Source organism: Silicimonas algicola (assembly GCF_003148765.1).
Classification (GTDB): domain Bacteria; phylum Pseudomonadota; class Alphaproteobacteria; order Rhodobacterales; family Rhodobacteraceae; genus Silicimonas; species Silicimonas algicola.
Genome location: NZ_QGGV01000009.1, coordinates 44706 through 59717 on the forward strand (window position 1 = coordinate 44706; position 15012 = coordinate 59717).

At 60.6% G+C, this 15012-nt stretch carries 14 protein-coding genes and 1 tRNA gene; 5 read left to right on the forward strand and 10 right to left on the reverse strand.

Annotated elements, in window-relative coordinates:
- Positions 1 to 27 precede the first annotated feature (27 nt).
- A tRNA-Arg gene (locus C8D95_RS16885) sits at positions 28 to 104 on the forward strand.
- A 149-nt stretch (positions 105 to 253) separates the two neighbouring features.
- The gene (locus C8D95_RS16890) at positions 254 to 625 is read left to right on the forward strand and encodes a hypothetical protein (protein ID WP_109760379.1); all 372 of its coding nucleotides are present in this window, start codon (positions 254 to 256) and stop codon (positions 623 to 625) included.
- A 353-nt stretch (positions 626 to 978) separates the two neighbouring features.
- On the opposite strand, the gene C8D95_RS16900 is transcribed toward C8D95_RS16890, so the two are convergent.
- The 4 genes from C8D95_RS16900 to C8D95_RS16915 form a co-directional block, all read right to left on the reverse strand.
- Positions 979 to 1278 (reverse strand): hypothetical protein, encoded by a 300-nt coding sequence (locus C8D95_RS16900; protein WP_146203007.1) that lies wholly within the window; start codon positions 1276 to 1278, stop codon positions 979 to 981.
- On the reverse strand, positions 1275 to 1691 hold the full coding sequence (locus C8D95_RS16905) for a hypothetical protein (protein WP_109760382.1): 417 nt from the start codon (positions 1689 to 1691) through the stop codon (positions 1275 to 1277). Before C8D95_RS16905 ends, C8D95_RS16900 begins: the two co-directional genes overlap by 4 nt.
- On the reverse strand, positions 1688 to 2071 hold the full coding sequence (locus tag C8D95_RS16910; protein WP_109760383.1) for a DUF5681 domain-containing protein: 384 nt from the start codon (positions 2069 to 2071) through the stop codon (positions 1688 to 1690). Before C8D95_RS16910 ends, C8D95_RS16905 begins: the two co-directional genes overlap by 4 nt.
- An 80-nt stretch (positions 2072 to 2151) precedes the next feature.
- Entirely contained in the window at positions 2152 to 2901 is a 750-nt protein-coding gene (locus C8D95_RS16915; protein ID WP_109760384.1) for a hypothetical protein, read from the reverse strand.
- Between the two features lie 361 nt (positions 2902 to 3262).
- Between C8D95_RS16915 and C8D95_RS16920 the strand changes: the two genes are divergently transcribed.
- Both C8D95_RS16920 and C8D95_RS16925 read left to right on the forward strand, forming a co-directional pair.
- Entirely contained in the window at positions 3263 to 3898 is a 636-nt protein-coding gene (locus C8D95_RS16920) for a DUF5343 domain-containing protein (protein WP_282957641.1), read from the forward strand.
- 26 nt (positions 3899 to 3924) lie between these two features.
- Positions 3925 to 4479, forward strand: coding sequence for a Swt1 family HEPN domain-containing protein (locus tag C8D95_RS16925; RefSeq protein ID WP_206508378.1), 555 nt, complete (start codon positions 3925 to 3927; stop codon positions 4477 to 4479).
- A 144-nt stretch (positions 4480 to 4623) separates the two neighbouring features.
- On the opposite strand, the gene C8D95_RS16930 is transcribed toward C8D95_RS16925, so the two are convergent.
- The 6 genes from C8D95_RS16930 to C8D95_RS16955 form a co-directional block, all read right to left on the reverse strand.
- The gene (locus tag C8D95_RS16930; RefSeq protein ID WP_109760387.1) at positions 4624 to 6939 is read right to left on the reverse strand and encodes a phage NrS-1 polymerase family protein; all 2316 of its coding nucleotides are present in this window, start codon (positions 6937 to 6939) and stop codon (positions 4624 to 4626) included.
- 193 nt (positions 6940 to 7132) lie between these two features.
- Entirely contained in the window at positions 7133 to 7402 is a 270-nt protein-coding gene (locus tag C8D95_RS16935) for a helix-turn-helix transcriptional regulator (RefSeq protein ID WP_109760388.1), read from the reverse strand.
- Positions 7403 to 7667: 265 nt separating this feature from the next.
- On the reverse strand, positions 7668 to 8948 hold the full coding sequence (locus C8D95_RS16940) for a tyrosine-type recombinase/integrase (RefSeq protein ID WP_109760389.1): 1281 nt from the start codon (positions 8946 to 8948) through the stop codon (positions 7668 to 7670).
- 572 nt (positions 8949 to 9520) lie between these two features.
- Positions 9521 to 9847 carry an Hpt domain-containing protein gene (locus C8D95_RS16945; protein ID WP_164721768.1) on the reverse strand — a complete coding sequence of 109 codons (327 nt, stop codon included), beginning with the start codon at positions 9845 to 9847 and terminating at the stop codon, positions 9521 to 9523.
- Between the two features lie 71 nt (positions 9848 to 9918).
- Positions 9919 to 10323, reverse strand: a complete 405-nt coding sequence (locus C8D95_RS16950; protein WP_109760391.1) for a response regulator — start codon at positions 10321 to 10323, stop codon at positions 9919 to 9921.
- Positions 10316 to 13048, reverse strand: coding sequence for an ATP-binding protein (locus C8D95_RS16955; protein WP_109760392.1), 2733 nt, complete (start codon positions 13046 to 13048; stop codon positions 10316 to 10318). Before C8D95_RS16955 ends, C8D95_RS16950 begins: the two co-directional genes overlap by 8 nt.
- Before the next feature lie 1009 nt (positions 13049 to 14057).
- Between C8D95_RS16955 and C8D95_RS16960 the strand changes: the two genes are divergently transcribed.
- Positions 14058 to 14996: a hypothetical protein gene (locus tag C8D95_RS16960; RefSeq protein WP_109760393.1), complete on the forward strand. Its 939-nt coding sequence runs from the start codon at positions 14058 to 14060 to the stop codon at positions 14994 to 14996.
- Positions 14997 to 15012: the final 16 nt, after the last annotated feature.

A 15012-nucleotide genomic window follows, 5' to 3' on the forward strand; every position in this document is an offset into this window, starting at 1 on the left:
CCGGGCCGCTACATCCGCTCCGTCCGCGCGCTGGTAGCTCAGTTGGATAGAGTACTTGACTACGAATCAAGGGGTCGGGGGTTCGAATCCTCCCCAGCGCGCCAATTTACAAAGCAAAAACAACTACTTAACCTGTTTGAGTTTTCGGCCCGCGCGTCACCATGGAGGTCGTGCTAGCGTCATGCTAGCCGCCGAAGCCATTGTTGGTCGCCAAGACCTTGTCCAAGAGTGGTTCCCAAGTTAGGAATCGCCAATGGTCGCATTCCTTCGAACGGTACTCTTGATCTTTGTTCCGCCGTTAGCACTTCTCATTGTGTCCGGAATCGTGATTGGGATTCAGTACGCTTGGCACGGACCCAACTGGTTCACCGATTTTGCTGGGATGGCTGGCGGCAGCTATGCTGCCATCCATCTTGCCAAGGAAGTTGCAAAGTCAGCCAAGATGGGCTGGGCGCTGTATGCGTTTTTGTTCTGTCTGCTCTATTCTGGCTTGTGCTGGTTTGTCGTTCTTCAAGTCGGCGATGCTTCTCAGCTGCCGTTGGCCGTGGGTAGTCTTGTCGGCGCAATCGTTGGCCTGACCTTGGTACTCCAAGAGCTTCGGGAAGAACCTTCGACTGACGTGTAAAAGCGCCCCGGACACATGTCCCGACGCGCTTTACCGTTGCGAGCGACACGGAGAGTAATCGCTGACGGCTTGCTCCGTTTGAATTGCGTCCGACGGTTGCCTATGGGACGTGCATGTGGCTTGCCTGTGCCGCTCAACACAAGCCTTCCTCTTCCCACCGGCGAAGGCACCGCAGCACGCCGCCATCGCCCTTTTCGCCGAGCCAGTCGATCCGGTCCAAGGCGCCAGCTTCCACTTCTTCGTGTATCTGCGCCTGAAACGCGTCAAACGAACCGTGGGCGCGGGCGATGTGCGAGAGCCGGGGTCGCCGAGCATGTTCGAGGCGGGCGATCCGCGCCAAAAGCGACCTTGGGCTACCCATCGTCTTTCAGCACTTTCAGTGTCGCACCGAGGCGCAGGGCGGCAGCGAGGTTCGAGTCCGCCTCGGCTTGCCGATCTTCGGCCGCTTCCAGACGGCGCTGGTGCAGCAACTTCTGCTCGGTGGGCGTGATGGTGTTGTCGGGGTCGTCTCTCGCTACGACACTTTCGTTGCGCCAATGGCGACCATAAGCGAACGTCACTCCCCGATCCTCCTCCGCCGGCACAGGGCGAGGCGTCGGGACGGACACGCGGGCCGGGTCGAACCAGCGATCGGGCGGGGACGCGCGTCTCATGTCACGACCCCCATGCCCTGGAGCGTTTCCATCGCGTCGGCCCGGACTCTCGGGTCCGAGCTGTTGCGCAGTGCTTCGAGACAGGTCGTCTTGATGGCTTGGTACATTTCCTCCGCCTGTTCTGGCGTCTCTGTCGCAGCCAGTTCTTCCGCAAAGCTGAAGCGGAACACCGTCTCAACCTCACGTCGGGACAGACACAGCACCTTGATGACGACCGGGCGGTCAGCCCGGATGCGGTTCGCAAACGCAACAGCCAGCTTCACCGCCCGTTCGTAGTCGGTGATTGGCCAACTCCACGCGAACTTGCCGTGGACCATGACCTCGACGAACAAGTCACCGGGGCTTGGCGGGAGCACGGCCACTACGTTGTGGCCCGGACCCCAAAGGTCGTGTTCTGAGACAGTGAACTTCATATCGCTTTGGCCTCCAATACGATGATCCGTTCTTCCAACTCTTCGACCGCCCTTATCCCGGCGACCGAGTTGATGCACGCGATCAGGGCGCGGCCTGTGTCCACGTCCAGTTTGCCCTCCGAGACGGCCAACAGGATTTGATTGGCCTGCCCCGAGAGGGGCAGTTCGGTGTCCAAGTCGAACTCAACGCGCTCGCCCGTGGACTTGAGTGGGGGCGCGAGACGGGCCAGCGACATGCTCAAAGCCTGCATGTCGCCCGCCAGTGCGGCGTCTACCGCCGTCTGCACCAGTGCCTCGCCCTTGTCGCTGAAGATCTTCTGAAGCCGCTGCCGCTTGTCGATGATGCCCCTTGGTCGTCCCTTGGGGTTGGGCGACGGCATCCCCGGAAACCAGTGACCCGGCTTCGCTTCGTCTGTAGATGCGTCTGTCATGGCGTTACCCTGATGTAATCGGACTGCGATCAGGCGAGCTTCCGGTAGACCTCGGCGCTCGCGTTCCGCTTGGCGCGAACCTCGTGCGCTTTGACGTGACCGACGATGCGGGAGATGCCAGCTTTGTCTTTCTGGATGACCGGCACGGTGCCCACTGCCTTCAACATCTCGCGCAAAACCAGCGGCCCCCTGTTGTCGATGTGGTCCCGTGCTGCGATCAACGCCTTCAGCCGTTTCGCCGTCTCCGGCTTCACCAGCTCGTTGTAGCGGAGGGTGAAGAATTGGTGCATCTCCTTCGTAATGGCGGAAAGCATCGGGGACGCGCCGCAGACGGCGGACAGCACTTCCGTATCTTTGTCGACCAGCGCTTGCTCCAAAAGCTTGATGCGGTCTGGGCCAGCAGCCTTGATGTGCGCCCGGATCTCGCCGCTCACCATTTTGCTCCCCTCCTCCTTCACGCCAGCGGTCAGGTCCTTCTGGAGCGCGTTGATGGTCGTCGTGAAGCGCTTCGAGGTGCCGTCGAGCATCTTGGTCACCGCTGTGAGCTTGCTGTTCGCGTAGTCGTCGGTCTTAAGAAGCGCGGCTTCCGGCGTCAGTGTCGGGTCGGCAAACGCGGCATTGCGCATGTCGTGGACTGCGCCGATGAACTTGTAGGCGGCATCGAAGCATTCGACTGCGCCAGACACGAACGTCGAGGTGTCGGCGTCCACTCCATCAAGGTTGTCGATGATCTGCGGGTGAAGGTCGACACTGACCCGCACGTCAATTTCAGTGTTCATGTTGTCCTCGTGGTGTCTGATAGGGCTATGACTGCACTGTTACGGTAGCGGATCTCGCCTTCGGTCAGCTAGGAATATTATTTAATGACAATGCCTTAGGTCGAGTTCGAGTGCGTGATTGGGAATATTCGGGTTGACCGTTCGCCAACCCCTTCAGGAGACCATTGCGCGCAGAATGGGGAAGCAATGTTTGACTGTCCGCTTAGAGCCACCATCGCTCTCAACGTAAGTGCGTGATCAAAACCCTGTATCATGGCTGGTCGTCGCATCTAGATATGGTTTCCTTTGTGCTCGCCATTCGGTAAAGTGTAGATGTTGAACCACAGCGAGGGCTCGAAGGTTGTCAGCGAAGTTGCCATACATGGCCTCTCCAGGAACTGTTAAGACAGTCTTGGACAAGATCATTGAAGCGAAGACGCCGGAGCGTTTTACGCAGGATTTCTTGGAAACCAAGCTTGGCGCCAAAGGTGGTAGCGCTAGGCCTATCATACCGCTGCTCAAGCGTATTGGCTTTCTCCAGCAAGACGGATCAACGACTGAATTATATCGAAAGTTTAGGAATACATCGACCTCGAAGGCGGCAATGGCGAAAGCGATAAAGCATGGGTATGCAGAGTTATTTGAGCGGAATGAATACGCTTACGAACTTCCCAAGCCAAAACTCCTTGAGCTCATAGGTGAAGTTTCTGGTGCGGAGAAAGGAAATTCGGCAGATGCTTTGACCGCTTCGACATTCTTGAATCTTAAAGAGTATGCCGACTTTGAAGATGATTTAGAGATGGATGATACTGCCGAAGTCGCTCAAGTTAACATCTCTCAAAACCTTCCTGCTTCAAATCATCATACGCCAATGGAGCAGACAGTGGCGACGCAACAGGGGGGCACGCCACTGAATCTATCCTACACAATCAATCTCAATCTCCCAGAGACGGACGACATAAAAGTGTTCAATGCCATTTTCCAATCTCTGAACGAAAACATCCTGAAGCGAAATTGATGGACAGCCATAGCATCAGATATTTCATGCTCAACAACCTCAGCATTGAGAGTGAGGTTCGATCTGTTGCAAAGGAGCTCGATCTCGATCTTGGGCCAACGCACAAGCGCGAAAAAGAAATAGAGAATAAATTCTACCCTCAGTTTTCATTGCGGGTGAGAAGTGAGGCTGAGAGGATGGCGAGAAATTACACCATATTCTACAGCTTGGAGAATTCCATCCGTGAACTCATTTCTGATGTCCTAAAGAAGCATGGAAACGACTGGTGGAGCGTGGCTGGTGTGGTTCCGACCGTCGTCAAAGATAACGCCGAAAAAAATCGAAAGAAAGAATTGGCTGCCGGTGTAACACCTCGATCGGGTAGTATGCTCGACTACACCAATTTTGGAGAGCTAGGTGAAATCATTAAATCTAACTGGAATGACTTCGCTGATATTTTTACCGATATTCAGGCGGTTGAGAGGATTCTAAAGAATCTCAATACGCTTCGCGCTGCTATCGCGCATTGCACGCCTCTCGCGGAGGATGAGGAAGTCCGACTTCACCTTTCATTAAGGGATTGGTTCAGGCAGCAAGCCTAATCCTCAACGACTCTTGAGCCGGGTAATGCAGAGGCCGGGGCCCGCCTTACAGCGCCCAGCCCCCTGAGTCCCCTTGTGCCCCCTACTATAAAAAGTGCTGCATGGGGGTGTGCAAGGTGGGCCCATAGTTACAGCCTCTCTAGGTTAGGGGGCGGTAGGGGGCTCAGGGGGCGCGGGCAGGCGGGCCAGTTCCTGTTCCACGGCGTGCGCAAGGGCTCCCCGCCACCGCTGTGGGTTCCGCACGATCCAGACCTTCACTTTCGGTCGCCCGAACAGGGCGAAGGGTTTCGGCATCGGTTCAATGCCGACCTTCCGGGCGATGGGTGCGAGGAGTTTCCATTTGCGGCTGGTGTCCGCCCCCGCCGTGTGCATGGGCGAGAAGCCGAACACCTCGTCGAACAGGTCGTCCGCCGTGATGAGGTCGCGAGGATGGCTCTCCACCAGCGCCGCCGCATTCTCATCCTCGGTCGTCATGCTGGCCGCGACAACCGCCCTCTTCGCGTCGTTCATCGCCGCCCGTGCGCCGGGGTTGAAACCGGCGATGTTGCGCGTCCGGAGGAACTGTCGAACCGAGGCGATGAATAGCGGATCTGGGTGGGGATAGAGGGTGGCGTAGAGCTGCCGGTAATACGCTTCGTCCCGAGGTTCGTCGGGATTCATGATTGCGTTCCAGCGCCGGTCGTCGTTGGTCAGCGGCAGACCGGTTTCATAGTTAGAGAAGATTAGGAAGCGACAACAGTTCTTCTCCGTGAACTGAAGGCCATATTTCATGTTGATGAAGCGATGCGAGGCGGTGACCATCGACTTAAGCTTCTCACTGTGCTGCCACCGCTCGCCCGTGCCGCCCTCGTTGATCTCGTCCACCACGGCCAGCAGCTTGCGCGAAAGCTGGCCGTTGAACCCGCTGGAGAGGCTGGACTTGAGGTCGAAGTCCATGGCGACGTTCCCGGACCAGACATGCGCCAGCAGCGCGGCCAACCAGTTCCGCCCAACCCCCTGTTGGGTCGCGATCATCAGGTAATGGTTGTGCGGCAGGACGCCGGGGTGCTGTTCGATATGTGCCAGCCAATCGAGGAACCGCTCACGCTCGATCTTGCCCGGAACGAGATACTCTACATGATTGAGGAAGATGCCGATCCGCTGTGCCCAATCGCGCGGGGGATTGTGCGGGCGTGGCTTCCACATATTCAGGGCGTGTCGGCCGTCGTCGGCCTTACAGAACTCCCCGGCGCTCGGGTCAAAAGTCATGGTATACGCCACCTGGCGGTTCGCGCTGCTCTGCCAGAGAGCGAAGGTTGGCACCTTCTTCTCGTCCTCATCCTCGGTGGCCGGGATCGTGGTCGTGTTGTGCTTCAGCAGTTGACCCATGCTGGGGGGCGGAAGCTGGACGGCAGTGTTGTCACGGAACACGATCATCGTCTTTTCAGCGGCGATGTAGACGAGCGCCCTGTGCATTTCGCCAATGTCCATAGTCGGAGGGAGCGCGGCGGCTGAGAAGCCTTCTTCGCCAATCATCTTGAAGGCGGCGCGCGACTGCTCGGCTTGCTGTTTCTCGAATGCTTGGCGGCGGCGGATCGCATCAATACTGCGGCTCAGGTATCGGTCTTCTTTTGTCGCCTTCTCGCGCTTCCCAAGCTCGCTCTTGCGAAAGAGGCGCATCACCTGCCCATTGTTCGGGCTGTAGAAGGCGAGGATGCCGAGCAACGCCATGTCCGCCTCGGATTGGGACGGGTAGTTTGGCTTGCCTTTCCAATTGCCGTCCCAGAGCATCTGGAACTTCACGGCGTTCGCTGCCTTCTTGGCTCGCCCCAAAACCTCGTCGTCAATCTCCTTCTCCGGTTCGTCGGGAACCGGAGCCAGGTTGACCGAGGGAACCTTCTGGCGCAGGCGAAGCTCCGTAACCAGCGCATCAACCGACTCCTGCTGCTCAGCGACGGGTAGTTCGCAATGAACCATGCCGGTGCAGATCAGGAAGCGGCGTTCACTATAGATCTCGACGTTTCCGACATGGCACCCCTTGCCGATGTCCGCCTGAACGATGAGGTGCAGACCGAGGCCGGATCGCGAAACCTCGGTATAGGTGTTCATGTGGGCGACGATGCGAAGGTAAGCGTCGCGATCCCCCTCGGTGGACCATTTGGTCGGGTCAACCGGCTGACCCTTCGCAAGCTGCGTCTGTTCGTTGACCCAATCGAGGTCGATACAGGCGAACGGATCAGCGGCAGTGAAGACGAAGCCGATCCGCCAGCCTTTCTCCGATGCCACCCGGCAGGCGGTGTCAAAGTCCATCCACGTGCTCGGGTCGTTCACCTTGGCGGGCTGTCCGTCCGCCGCCCGGGGTGCCTTGTCGATGGCCGTTCCCGGCGTGACGCACCATTGCGAAAGCGCGCGAAGCTCTGTGGGCAGTCGCTCGTAAGGGCTCGTTTGCGGACCGATTCCGGCCTCTGTTACCGTGTGCATGGTTGCTGCTCTTTCCTCAATCTGGGGCAGTGGCTTCGGTCTGGTTGGCGGTCGGGTTCTTGGAGCGGAACCCGACCGCTTCTCGGTTGGGGCTATGACCGCGCTGGAACGGGGGCACGCCCGACACAGGCGCGCGCTTACTGCATTCCGCGCTGTGGCGGCTGACGTTCGTATTCGTCATAATGGAGCCGACTTACGCGGCGGCTTCGCTGGTATTGAGCTTCGATCCGCTGGCCAGCCAACGCAGCACATCAACCTCGGCATACCAAATGCGGCGGGTGCCGGGAGGCTGGAAGAAGCGCGGTCCCTCACCGCGCGCCCGATACGCCTCGAAGGTCATGGGATGCACGTCAGCCATGGATGCAGCTTCTTTGGTCGAGACTGGACGCCCTTTCGGCGTGTAGCCGAAATGCGCGCACAGTTCCTCAAAGGTAGCATCGGTCAGGTCGAGATATTCAATCATGTCGGTCTCCTGAACAGGTGACCGGCGTTTCCCAATCCCGGCTTCGGGTGCCCCATACCGACACACTACATGTAGTGGCTGGCGGTGGGCTATGGGTATAGGCTAGCGAAAACTGGCAAAAGTCGGCAAGGGGTTTCTGCAGTCGGAGACAACGGCACGGCCCGCAGCGCGTCGGCTACAGCGCGATCCCGCCCCGCCGCCGGGGTAGGGGCGGCAGGCCCTGATCCCCGGCTGGTGCCCGATATTTTCGGGGTGGCAGCACGCATTACGCGCGGCTTTCCAAGGAGACGACATTCGCGCCGCTGGCCTTTGCGGCTGCAATACGCGCAGCGCCCTCAATATAGTCGCCAATCGCCTGCACCTCGCGGTGATAGTCGCGGAGGTCGGAGGTCTGAAGGTAATGTTTCTGCGTGACTGACTGAGGCACATGGTTCGTGAGAAGCTCTAGCTTAGCGGTGTCCAGACCGCAGGCATTGATGCCGAGGGTGATCGCCGTTCGCCTGAGATCGTGCATTGAGAAACGCTTCATGCCTGTGCGCTTCGCCCACCGTTCAAACGGAGCACGGGGGTCCATGATGTGGCCGAGTTTTCCGCGCGATGGAAACACGAACTTGCTGTCGCTCAGGCCGCGCCGCAGTTTCAGCACCTCGACGGCCTGTGTGCTGAGCGGCAACCACACCGGGTTCTTGTTCTTCGGGTCGGGGATGTGCCACCAGCAGTTCGTCGGGTCGTCGTCGATGTTGACACGATCCCAAGTGAGAGTGCGGGACTCGTCTTTGCGCCCGCCGCAGAGGGTGACGAACTTGATGAAGTCCACACCAGTCGCGGCGTCGTCGTTGATGGCTTCGGCGCGAACGTCATCAAGCCAGTTCCAGAATTCGCCGATCTGCCGCTTGTCGATATGCTCGGTGCGCGGCGGTGACGGTTTTAAGTCCCGCTTCAAGATCGAGACCGGGTTGTGCAGGATGATCGGTGTCCCGTCCTGAAGGCGGTATTCCTCGATGGCGAAGTTCAGCAACGTGCGCAACGTGACCATGTAGAGGCGCGCGGCGCTGGGGGCGGGCGCGGGTTTCTTGCGCAACCCCTCAGCGGCGATCTTCTCGAACAGCGCCCGGCATTCGGCAGGCGTGATGCTGGTGATGGCGCGGTCCTTCCACTTCTTGAACGCGGTTTCGATGTGACGGTCCATATCGCGCCGGGTGCTTTCCTTCAGCAGCCCTCGGGCCAAATAAGCGTCGGCCAGTTCGCGCAATGTGATCTGCTTGGTGGCATCGACCTTCTTCGCGTCCCGAGGGTCGATGCCTTCGCGCATCTGCTGGAGGATACTCTGCGCCCGCTTGCGAGCTTGGTCCTCGGTATAAAGACCAAATCTCCCGATGGTGACGATGACTGCTTTCCCGTTCACGCGCCCCTGGGCGACGAAGGCACGGACCCCGCTCGCAGTAATGCGCAGGCCGTATCCTGACACTCGGTCATCCCAGTGAATTTCGTAACCTTTTGCGGGCGGTTGGACCCGGTCGATGAAGGTCTTCGTAAGCTTCGCCATGTGGCTCTCCTTGGCTAGCGTGCTAGCAACATACCAGCACGCTAGAACCGTTTAGGACATTCTCGCGCCGGCTAGCAATGGCGTCAAGTATCTGACTATGTGAGGAAAAATTGGTTGATGCTGGCAATCGCTGGCAATCGCAGGCGTGCCGCTGGAAAACTACGAATCAAGGGGTCGGGGGTTCGAATCCTCCCCAGCGCGCCAATTTTCTGACACTTATTGGTGTAAGGCAACGACTTGCGGGGTTTCTGGGTGAGGCGTTCCCCCAATTATTCCCCCACTCGGCCGCTTTCCGTCACCCGACGTCGCCTCACCCTTCGCGTCGAGAGAGGCCAGCTGTCCACGGGGTCAATATGGGAACAACCTCTCTCTAAAGTAGTCGTTCACCTTCTCGACTTGGTCTACTACGGGCCATTCAAAATGCTCATCAAGCTCTTCTTGCACGAAAGGCTTCGGGAGCGAGCACTGACCAGGCCAGCACAGCGACGATGTCGCTGTTGCGCACCCCGATGAAACGGCGCATGCCTGTCATTCATCGCTATCGCCCTTCTGGAGCTCTTACCCGCTACGGGTTACCTCTGACCGCCGGACACCGCCCCTCTCAGCGTCGACTGGAGCGATGCGATGGGGCGCTCCAACTGTTCCAGTCGGGCGTTTCCCGAACGGAAGTCCTGGATGTGGTCCTCAAGCGTGAGGGCCGCATCCCCCACCTCAGGGAAGTCGAAGCTGGCCGCGGCCCCCGCGAGATTGTGTGCAAAGGATTCAAGATCTCCAAGCGGGGCCGGGTCCCCCTTCGAGAGCGCTCTGCGATACGTCTCGAGCCTCGCTACGCCCTCTTCCAGGCGGACAGCGAACCGCGCGCGCACGGCTGCCAGTCGAGCCTCAGTTCTCTTATCCAACAATTGACTCCTTCCATCCTGCCGCCGCTTCGGCAGCCGAGCGCCGCCAGGCGTCTCCACCCGGGCTCTTCCTACCCCGGCTCGCCGAACCCGCCCTCCGCCTGCCCGATTAAGCCACGCACTTGCCTGGCAAGCGCCGTTGGATCGAATGGCTTGGTTATTACCGCACAGGCGCCGAGCTCCATTATCCGCTCAACCTCATGGGGTCGCGTCTTCGCGGTCATGAAGGCCACCGGCGTGTCGCCCAGAAGTTCCTCCCGCCTCATCGCCGCGAGCGTCTCGCCGCCATTCATCCCCGGCATCATCCAGTCGAGCAGGACCAGGTCAGGGCGGCAATGGCGCAACTCGCGCAGGGCTTCCTCGCCGTCGCTGCAGGATACGACCGAGAACCCTCCTAGCGCCTCCAGACTCAAGGCCACGATTTCCCGGATGTCGGGGTCGTCCTCGACAAGAAGGATAGTTTCGGGGTCAGCCATGGCGCTCCCTCGCAATCTCCCGAACGGTCTCAGCAAGCTGCGTCACGCCGCTTCGCGACTTCATCAGCACCCGATGGACCATTGCGGAAACGTCACTCGAGGGTTCTATGCCCGAGAAGATGACTACCGCCGGTGGATGTGGGCCGGCGGCAATCATTGGGAGCAAGTCCAGCGCCGATCCGTCCGGCAGCGCAATGTCGAGGATGACAACGTCGTACTCCTTCGAAACTAGCCGCAACCGTGCTGTCTCGAGGTCCGTCGCCAGATCCACGCCAGCCGTGCTGCCTAGGGCGATGGCGACGACCTGGGAGAGGTCCGCGGCATCCTCCACGTGGAGCACGCGCAGGGCCCGATCGAAAAACCTGCCCCGCCGCTCCACGGCGCTCGTAAGCCGGTTAATGTCCAAGTCGCCCTCGATCCAGTCCAAGATGTTGAGCGCCACCGTCTCGACCGAGTTGCGGCGCGGATCAGGGCGGGAGGCGGTCACGACGACCGCGAGTTCGTTCCCGTTCCGCAAAGCCCGCGCCCGGCGAACCAGATCGAAGCCGTCGCCATCGGGGAGCAGGAGGTCGGTCACGAGCACTTCGAAGAGCTGCGCATGGATCGCACTCAGTGCAGCCTCCAGCCCTTGGGCGATCTCGACCGTGAGCCCCGCCTGCTCGAGAGCGTGCCGGATCCGATCGCTGGCCAGCTCGTCGCCCTGGCAGACGAGGCACTGCACCCCGGCCCCGGACGGATCCGGCAAGGCACTTGAGTCGGCCAGCGGCAGCTCGAGGTCGAAGCGGGTGCCGATCCCTATCGTGGACTCGTAGGAGATCGTGCCGCCGTGCCGGTGGCAGATCGCCAGGGCAATTGCCAGGCCCAGCCCGCTGCCCTCCTGGCTGCGACGGTCCGAGGCGTCCGCTTGGGAGAAGCGCCGGAACATCTGCGATCGGAACTCTTCGGGGATGCCGGGGCCCCGGTCGATCACTGACAAGCAGGCACGTTCGCCCTTGAGCCCGACCGTGACCGTCACCGACTGTCCCGGGGCGGAATACTTAATGGCATTCGACACGAGATTGTCGGCGACTTGGAGCAGCCGGTTGACGTCTCCTTCGACCAGAATCGGCTTGGGGGCGGTGCGCGCCTCGATCGCTACGTTAACCCTCTCGGCGAGGGGGTGGCTCTGCTCGACTGCTTGGACCGCCAGAACATTCAGGTCTATTCTTTTCAGCTCGAATTGCATTTGGCCCGACTCGACCTTATCGATGTCAAGAAGGTCGTTGACCAGTCGGGTGAGCCGGTCCGTGTTGCGGTGGGCTATCCCTACGAGGCGCGCTGCCGCGGGCGGCAGTTCACCGGTGGCTCCCGCAGCCATGAGGCCCAGCGACCCGGCGATTGAGGTGAGGGGCGTCCGGAGCTCGTGGCTCACCGTCGAGACGAACTCGTCCTTGAGGCGTTCGACCTCCTTGCGCTCGGTGATGTCGAGGCAGGTTACGACCAGACGGCCGTCATCGAGCGCGGCCATGGTGGTGGACAGCACCCGTCCGCCGTCAAGCCGCAGCTCGAAGCGGCGCGTGCCACGATCCCTCAGAAGCTCTTCAGGACGCGGCAGGTCGCCCCCTGCCTCACGCCCCAAAACGACTCCGCGCCGGGCAAGGTCGTGGATCATGGTCTCGAGCCTCGTGCCGTTCCTGCGCAGCTTGGGGGAGACGTCGAATAGGTCAAAGTAGGCCTTGCTGCAGGCCACCAAGCGCCGGCCCGAGTCAAAGAGGGCAAGGCCTTGGTCGATATTCTCCAGCGTGGTTCTCAGGACCGCCGCCTGTTCCGCAGCAACCGCCTCGCGCTCCTTGAGCGCGGTGACATCAGCAAAGCTTGCGACAAGCTCTCCCGCCTCCGTCCGGGTCTCGTGGCAGAGTAACCATTGTTGACCGTCTATCTGGATGTAGTACGGGCTGACTCCCTCGCGCCGCAACTCCATCCGGCGGGTCTTCCAGTCGACGGTCTGCCCCTCGATCCATATCCGCCGCCCGCCGGCTGCGATCCGGTCAAATAGGTCAGAGAGCGTAATCAGCGCATCAAGTTTCACTTCCGCGCTTCCTAAGAAGGTCTCGCGGTACCTGCCGTTGCTGAGCAGCAGGCGATCTTGGGCATCGTATACCGCCATCGCTACAGGGTTGCTTTCAATGATGCTTTCCAGGCGCCTTTCGGCAGCAGCGTGGCGGATGTTGCCGAGCCGAAATTGAATCAGGTCCTCCGCTGTCCGAGCGAGGCCCTGCAATTTACGCAGTCCAGGTCCGCTCAGGTCGCGCGGCGTTGTGTCAATGATGCTGAGTGTCCCTACCGGCTGCCCCAGCGCGCGTACGGGCACGCCGGCGAAGAACCTGATGTGAGGAGGCCCGAGGACGTGCGGATTGTCTACGAATCGCTCGTCCAAAAGCGCATCCGGGACCACGAGCGGGTTCCCCAGGATCGTGTACCCGCAGAATGCGACCTCACGTGGGCCTGGCCCGGTCGGCAGACCCACCGCGCCGATGATGTTGCAACTCTTATTCTCGACGAAGCTGAGGTACGCGATCGGCACTTCTAGCGACTCGGCTACAATCGCTGCCAGCCTACCGAAGGCCGGCTCGGCCGAGATGTTATCAAGGCAGTAACTCTTGAGCGCAGAAAGGCGATCGTCCTCGTCCACAGGAAGGGGGGGAAGAATCATGCTGAAGTAGTCCCTCGATTGCAGCAGAAGCATACTGTTGCGTGGCGAACTGGAGGACGCGGACGGCGCTGCCAATCACGTCAGCGGAGCATTTGGCGCCTGTTGGTACCTTTTACATTCCCTTCTCCCTTTTCAAACCGCATGAGCGGCCTGCCCACGGCGGAACCGGGAAACGTCCGCGCCTTCGCCGTCTGCGAAACCATTGGTCTGTTCCATTTAGATACCGGAAGCGCGTAACTATGGTCGCTGTCCGACCGACTTGCCATTTAGGGAACGTGATGTGGTGAGACAGCGCGCATCCACCGTGCTTTGCAGCGAGCATACACGGCGCGGGACGGAAGCGACACACTCTCTGCGAGGATGTTCCGCCCGGCCGAACTTAACCTCAAGACCACCATAGGGCGCCTTATCCTGGCGATGATACGCCGATGCGATGCCTACGTCATCCTCACCCCCGCAGTGCGCAGGCTGTCTCCCGCTTCTCCTGTCCTGGGAGAGGAAAATGGTGTCCTTTTACCCAAACTGCTTGCATTAGGCTTCAGCTATCAGAGTTGCTGGCCGTTGCCATGTAGCGCACACGGATGCCCACAAAGCAGCCGAGGCGTAGGCGCACGAAATCCCATGAACCAACGGCCCGCACGTGAGCGCGTCGCAAAGGTTTCGAGCGTTGGGGCTGCAAAAGCTGAGGGCAAGGAGCCTCTGTGGCACGCTGTTTTCCGTCGTGGACGCCACGCTGCGAGCATAGGAAAAAACAATGGCGTCGGCCAAGGGCCTGAAGCGTCTCCCCGACGTGGCACGCAGGACGATCTGACGCTTAAAGGCGACGCTGTGGCTGCGGTGTCCGGGGATGGGCTTTTTCCCTCAGCTACACCGATCTTCGGTCAATCGCTTCCGCCCCAGTCAGGCGTGCACTCCAGACCCTACTTACACACCGCTCGTTCTTGCCCTATGGAGGGCTCAGCGATATGCTAAACTAGATACGCCTGCGGAGGACACCATAGCCTCGCATCGCCTCAATATTGATTGGTCTGGCAAGATCATCTTGAGCCTGGGCCTTATCTTTGCATGGGGCTCGTTCGATCATGGCGGTGGCGGTCCGGCCAAGCGGGAAGCGCAGCGTGTCGGGCTTCCGCCTCCGGACGAGGTGCCCGCCCAGCTAGAAGTCGCCGCGCCGGCCGAGATCCTTTCACTCTTGCTGACGCGGAACGCCATGCCTGCTCAACCCGTTCTCCTGTACGGCTCGCCTGATCGGGCGCAGGCCGTCGCCGCCTCGCTGCTGCGCGGCCTTCCGACCTCCAATTTGGTGCACGAGCTTAACGCGCTGGGCCTCGCCCTGCTACCCCGGAACGGGGGCCGGACCTTACTGCGTGAGCCCGGAAAGGAAGGGGTCGGGCTCGGCTCCTATCTGTTGGTGCCCGGAGGAGCTCCGGTCCTCCTCCAAGCCCCCCACAGCGACACCGACCTCGACACCGGCCGGATTCTCGACTTCCTCCTAGTGGAAGGCAACTTCGCGTCGGGGGCTTGGAACTCCGTGCCCCGCGCCTTCGAGGCGGATGGCGGGCGCGTCAACGCCGATCTCACTCGTGCACCGGTCAGCTTTTTTAACTCCTTCGGCCTCGCCTTCGCCGAGGTCCACCCTGAGGGACTTGTCGTCCAGATCCATGGCCACGCGCGGGAGAAGCGGCGGAGCGCCGAGGGCCGCTCGGCCAGCGTGATCGTCTCCTCGGGTACGCATGAGCCGAGCGCACAAGCGCGGGCTGTCGCGAACTGTCTCGCCGCGACCATGCCAGAGGAGACCGTGCGGCTCTTCCCCGAGGAAGTGTGCGAACTCGGGGCGACCATCAACACGAATGGGCGAGCTCTGCGTGCCGCTGGCTTCAGCGGCTTCGTCCATCTCGAGCTCTCGCGGGAGCTACGGTGGAAGCTCGTCGCTGAGGCCGGGCTCCGCGCTCGCCTAGCCGCCTGCCTCCGTCCGCTCTGACAGGACCGGGCATAGC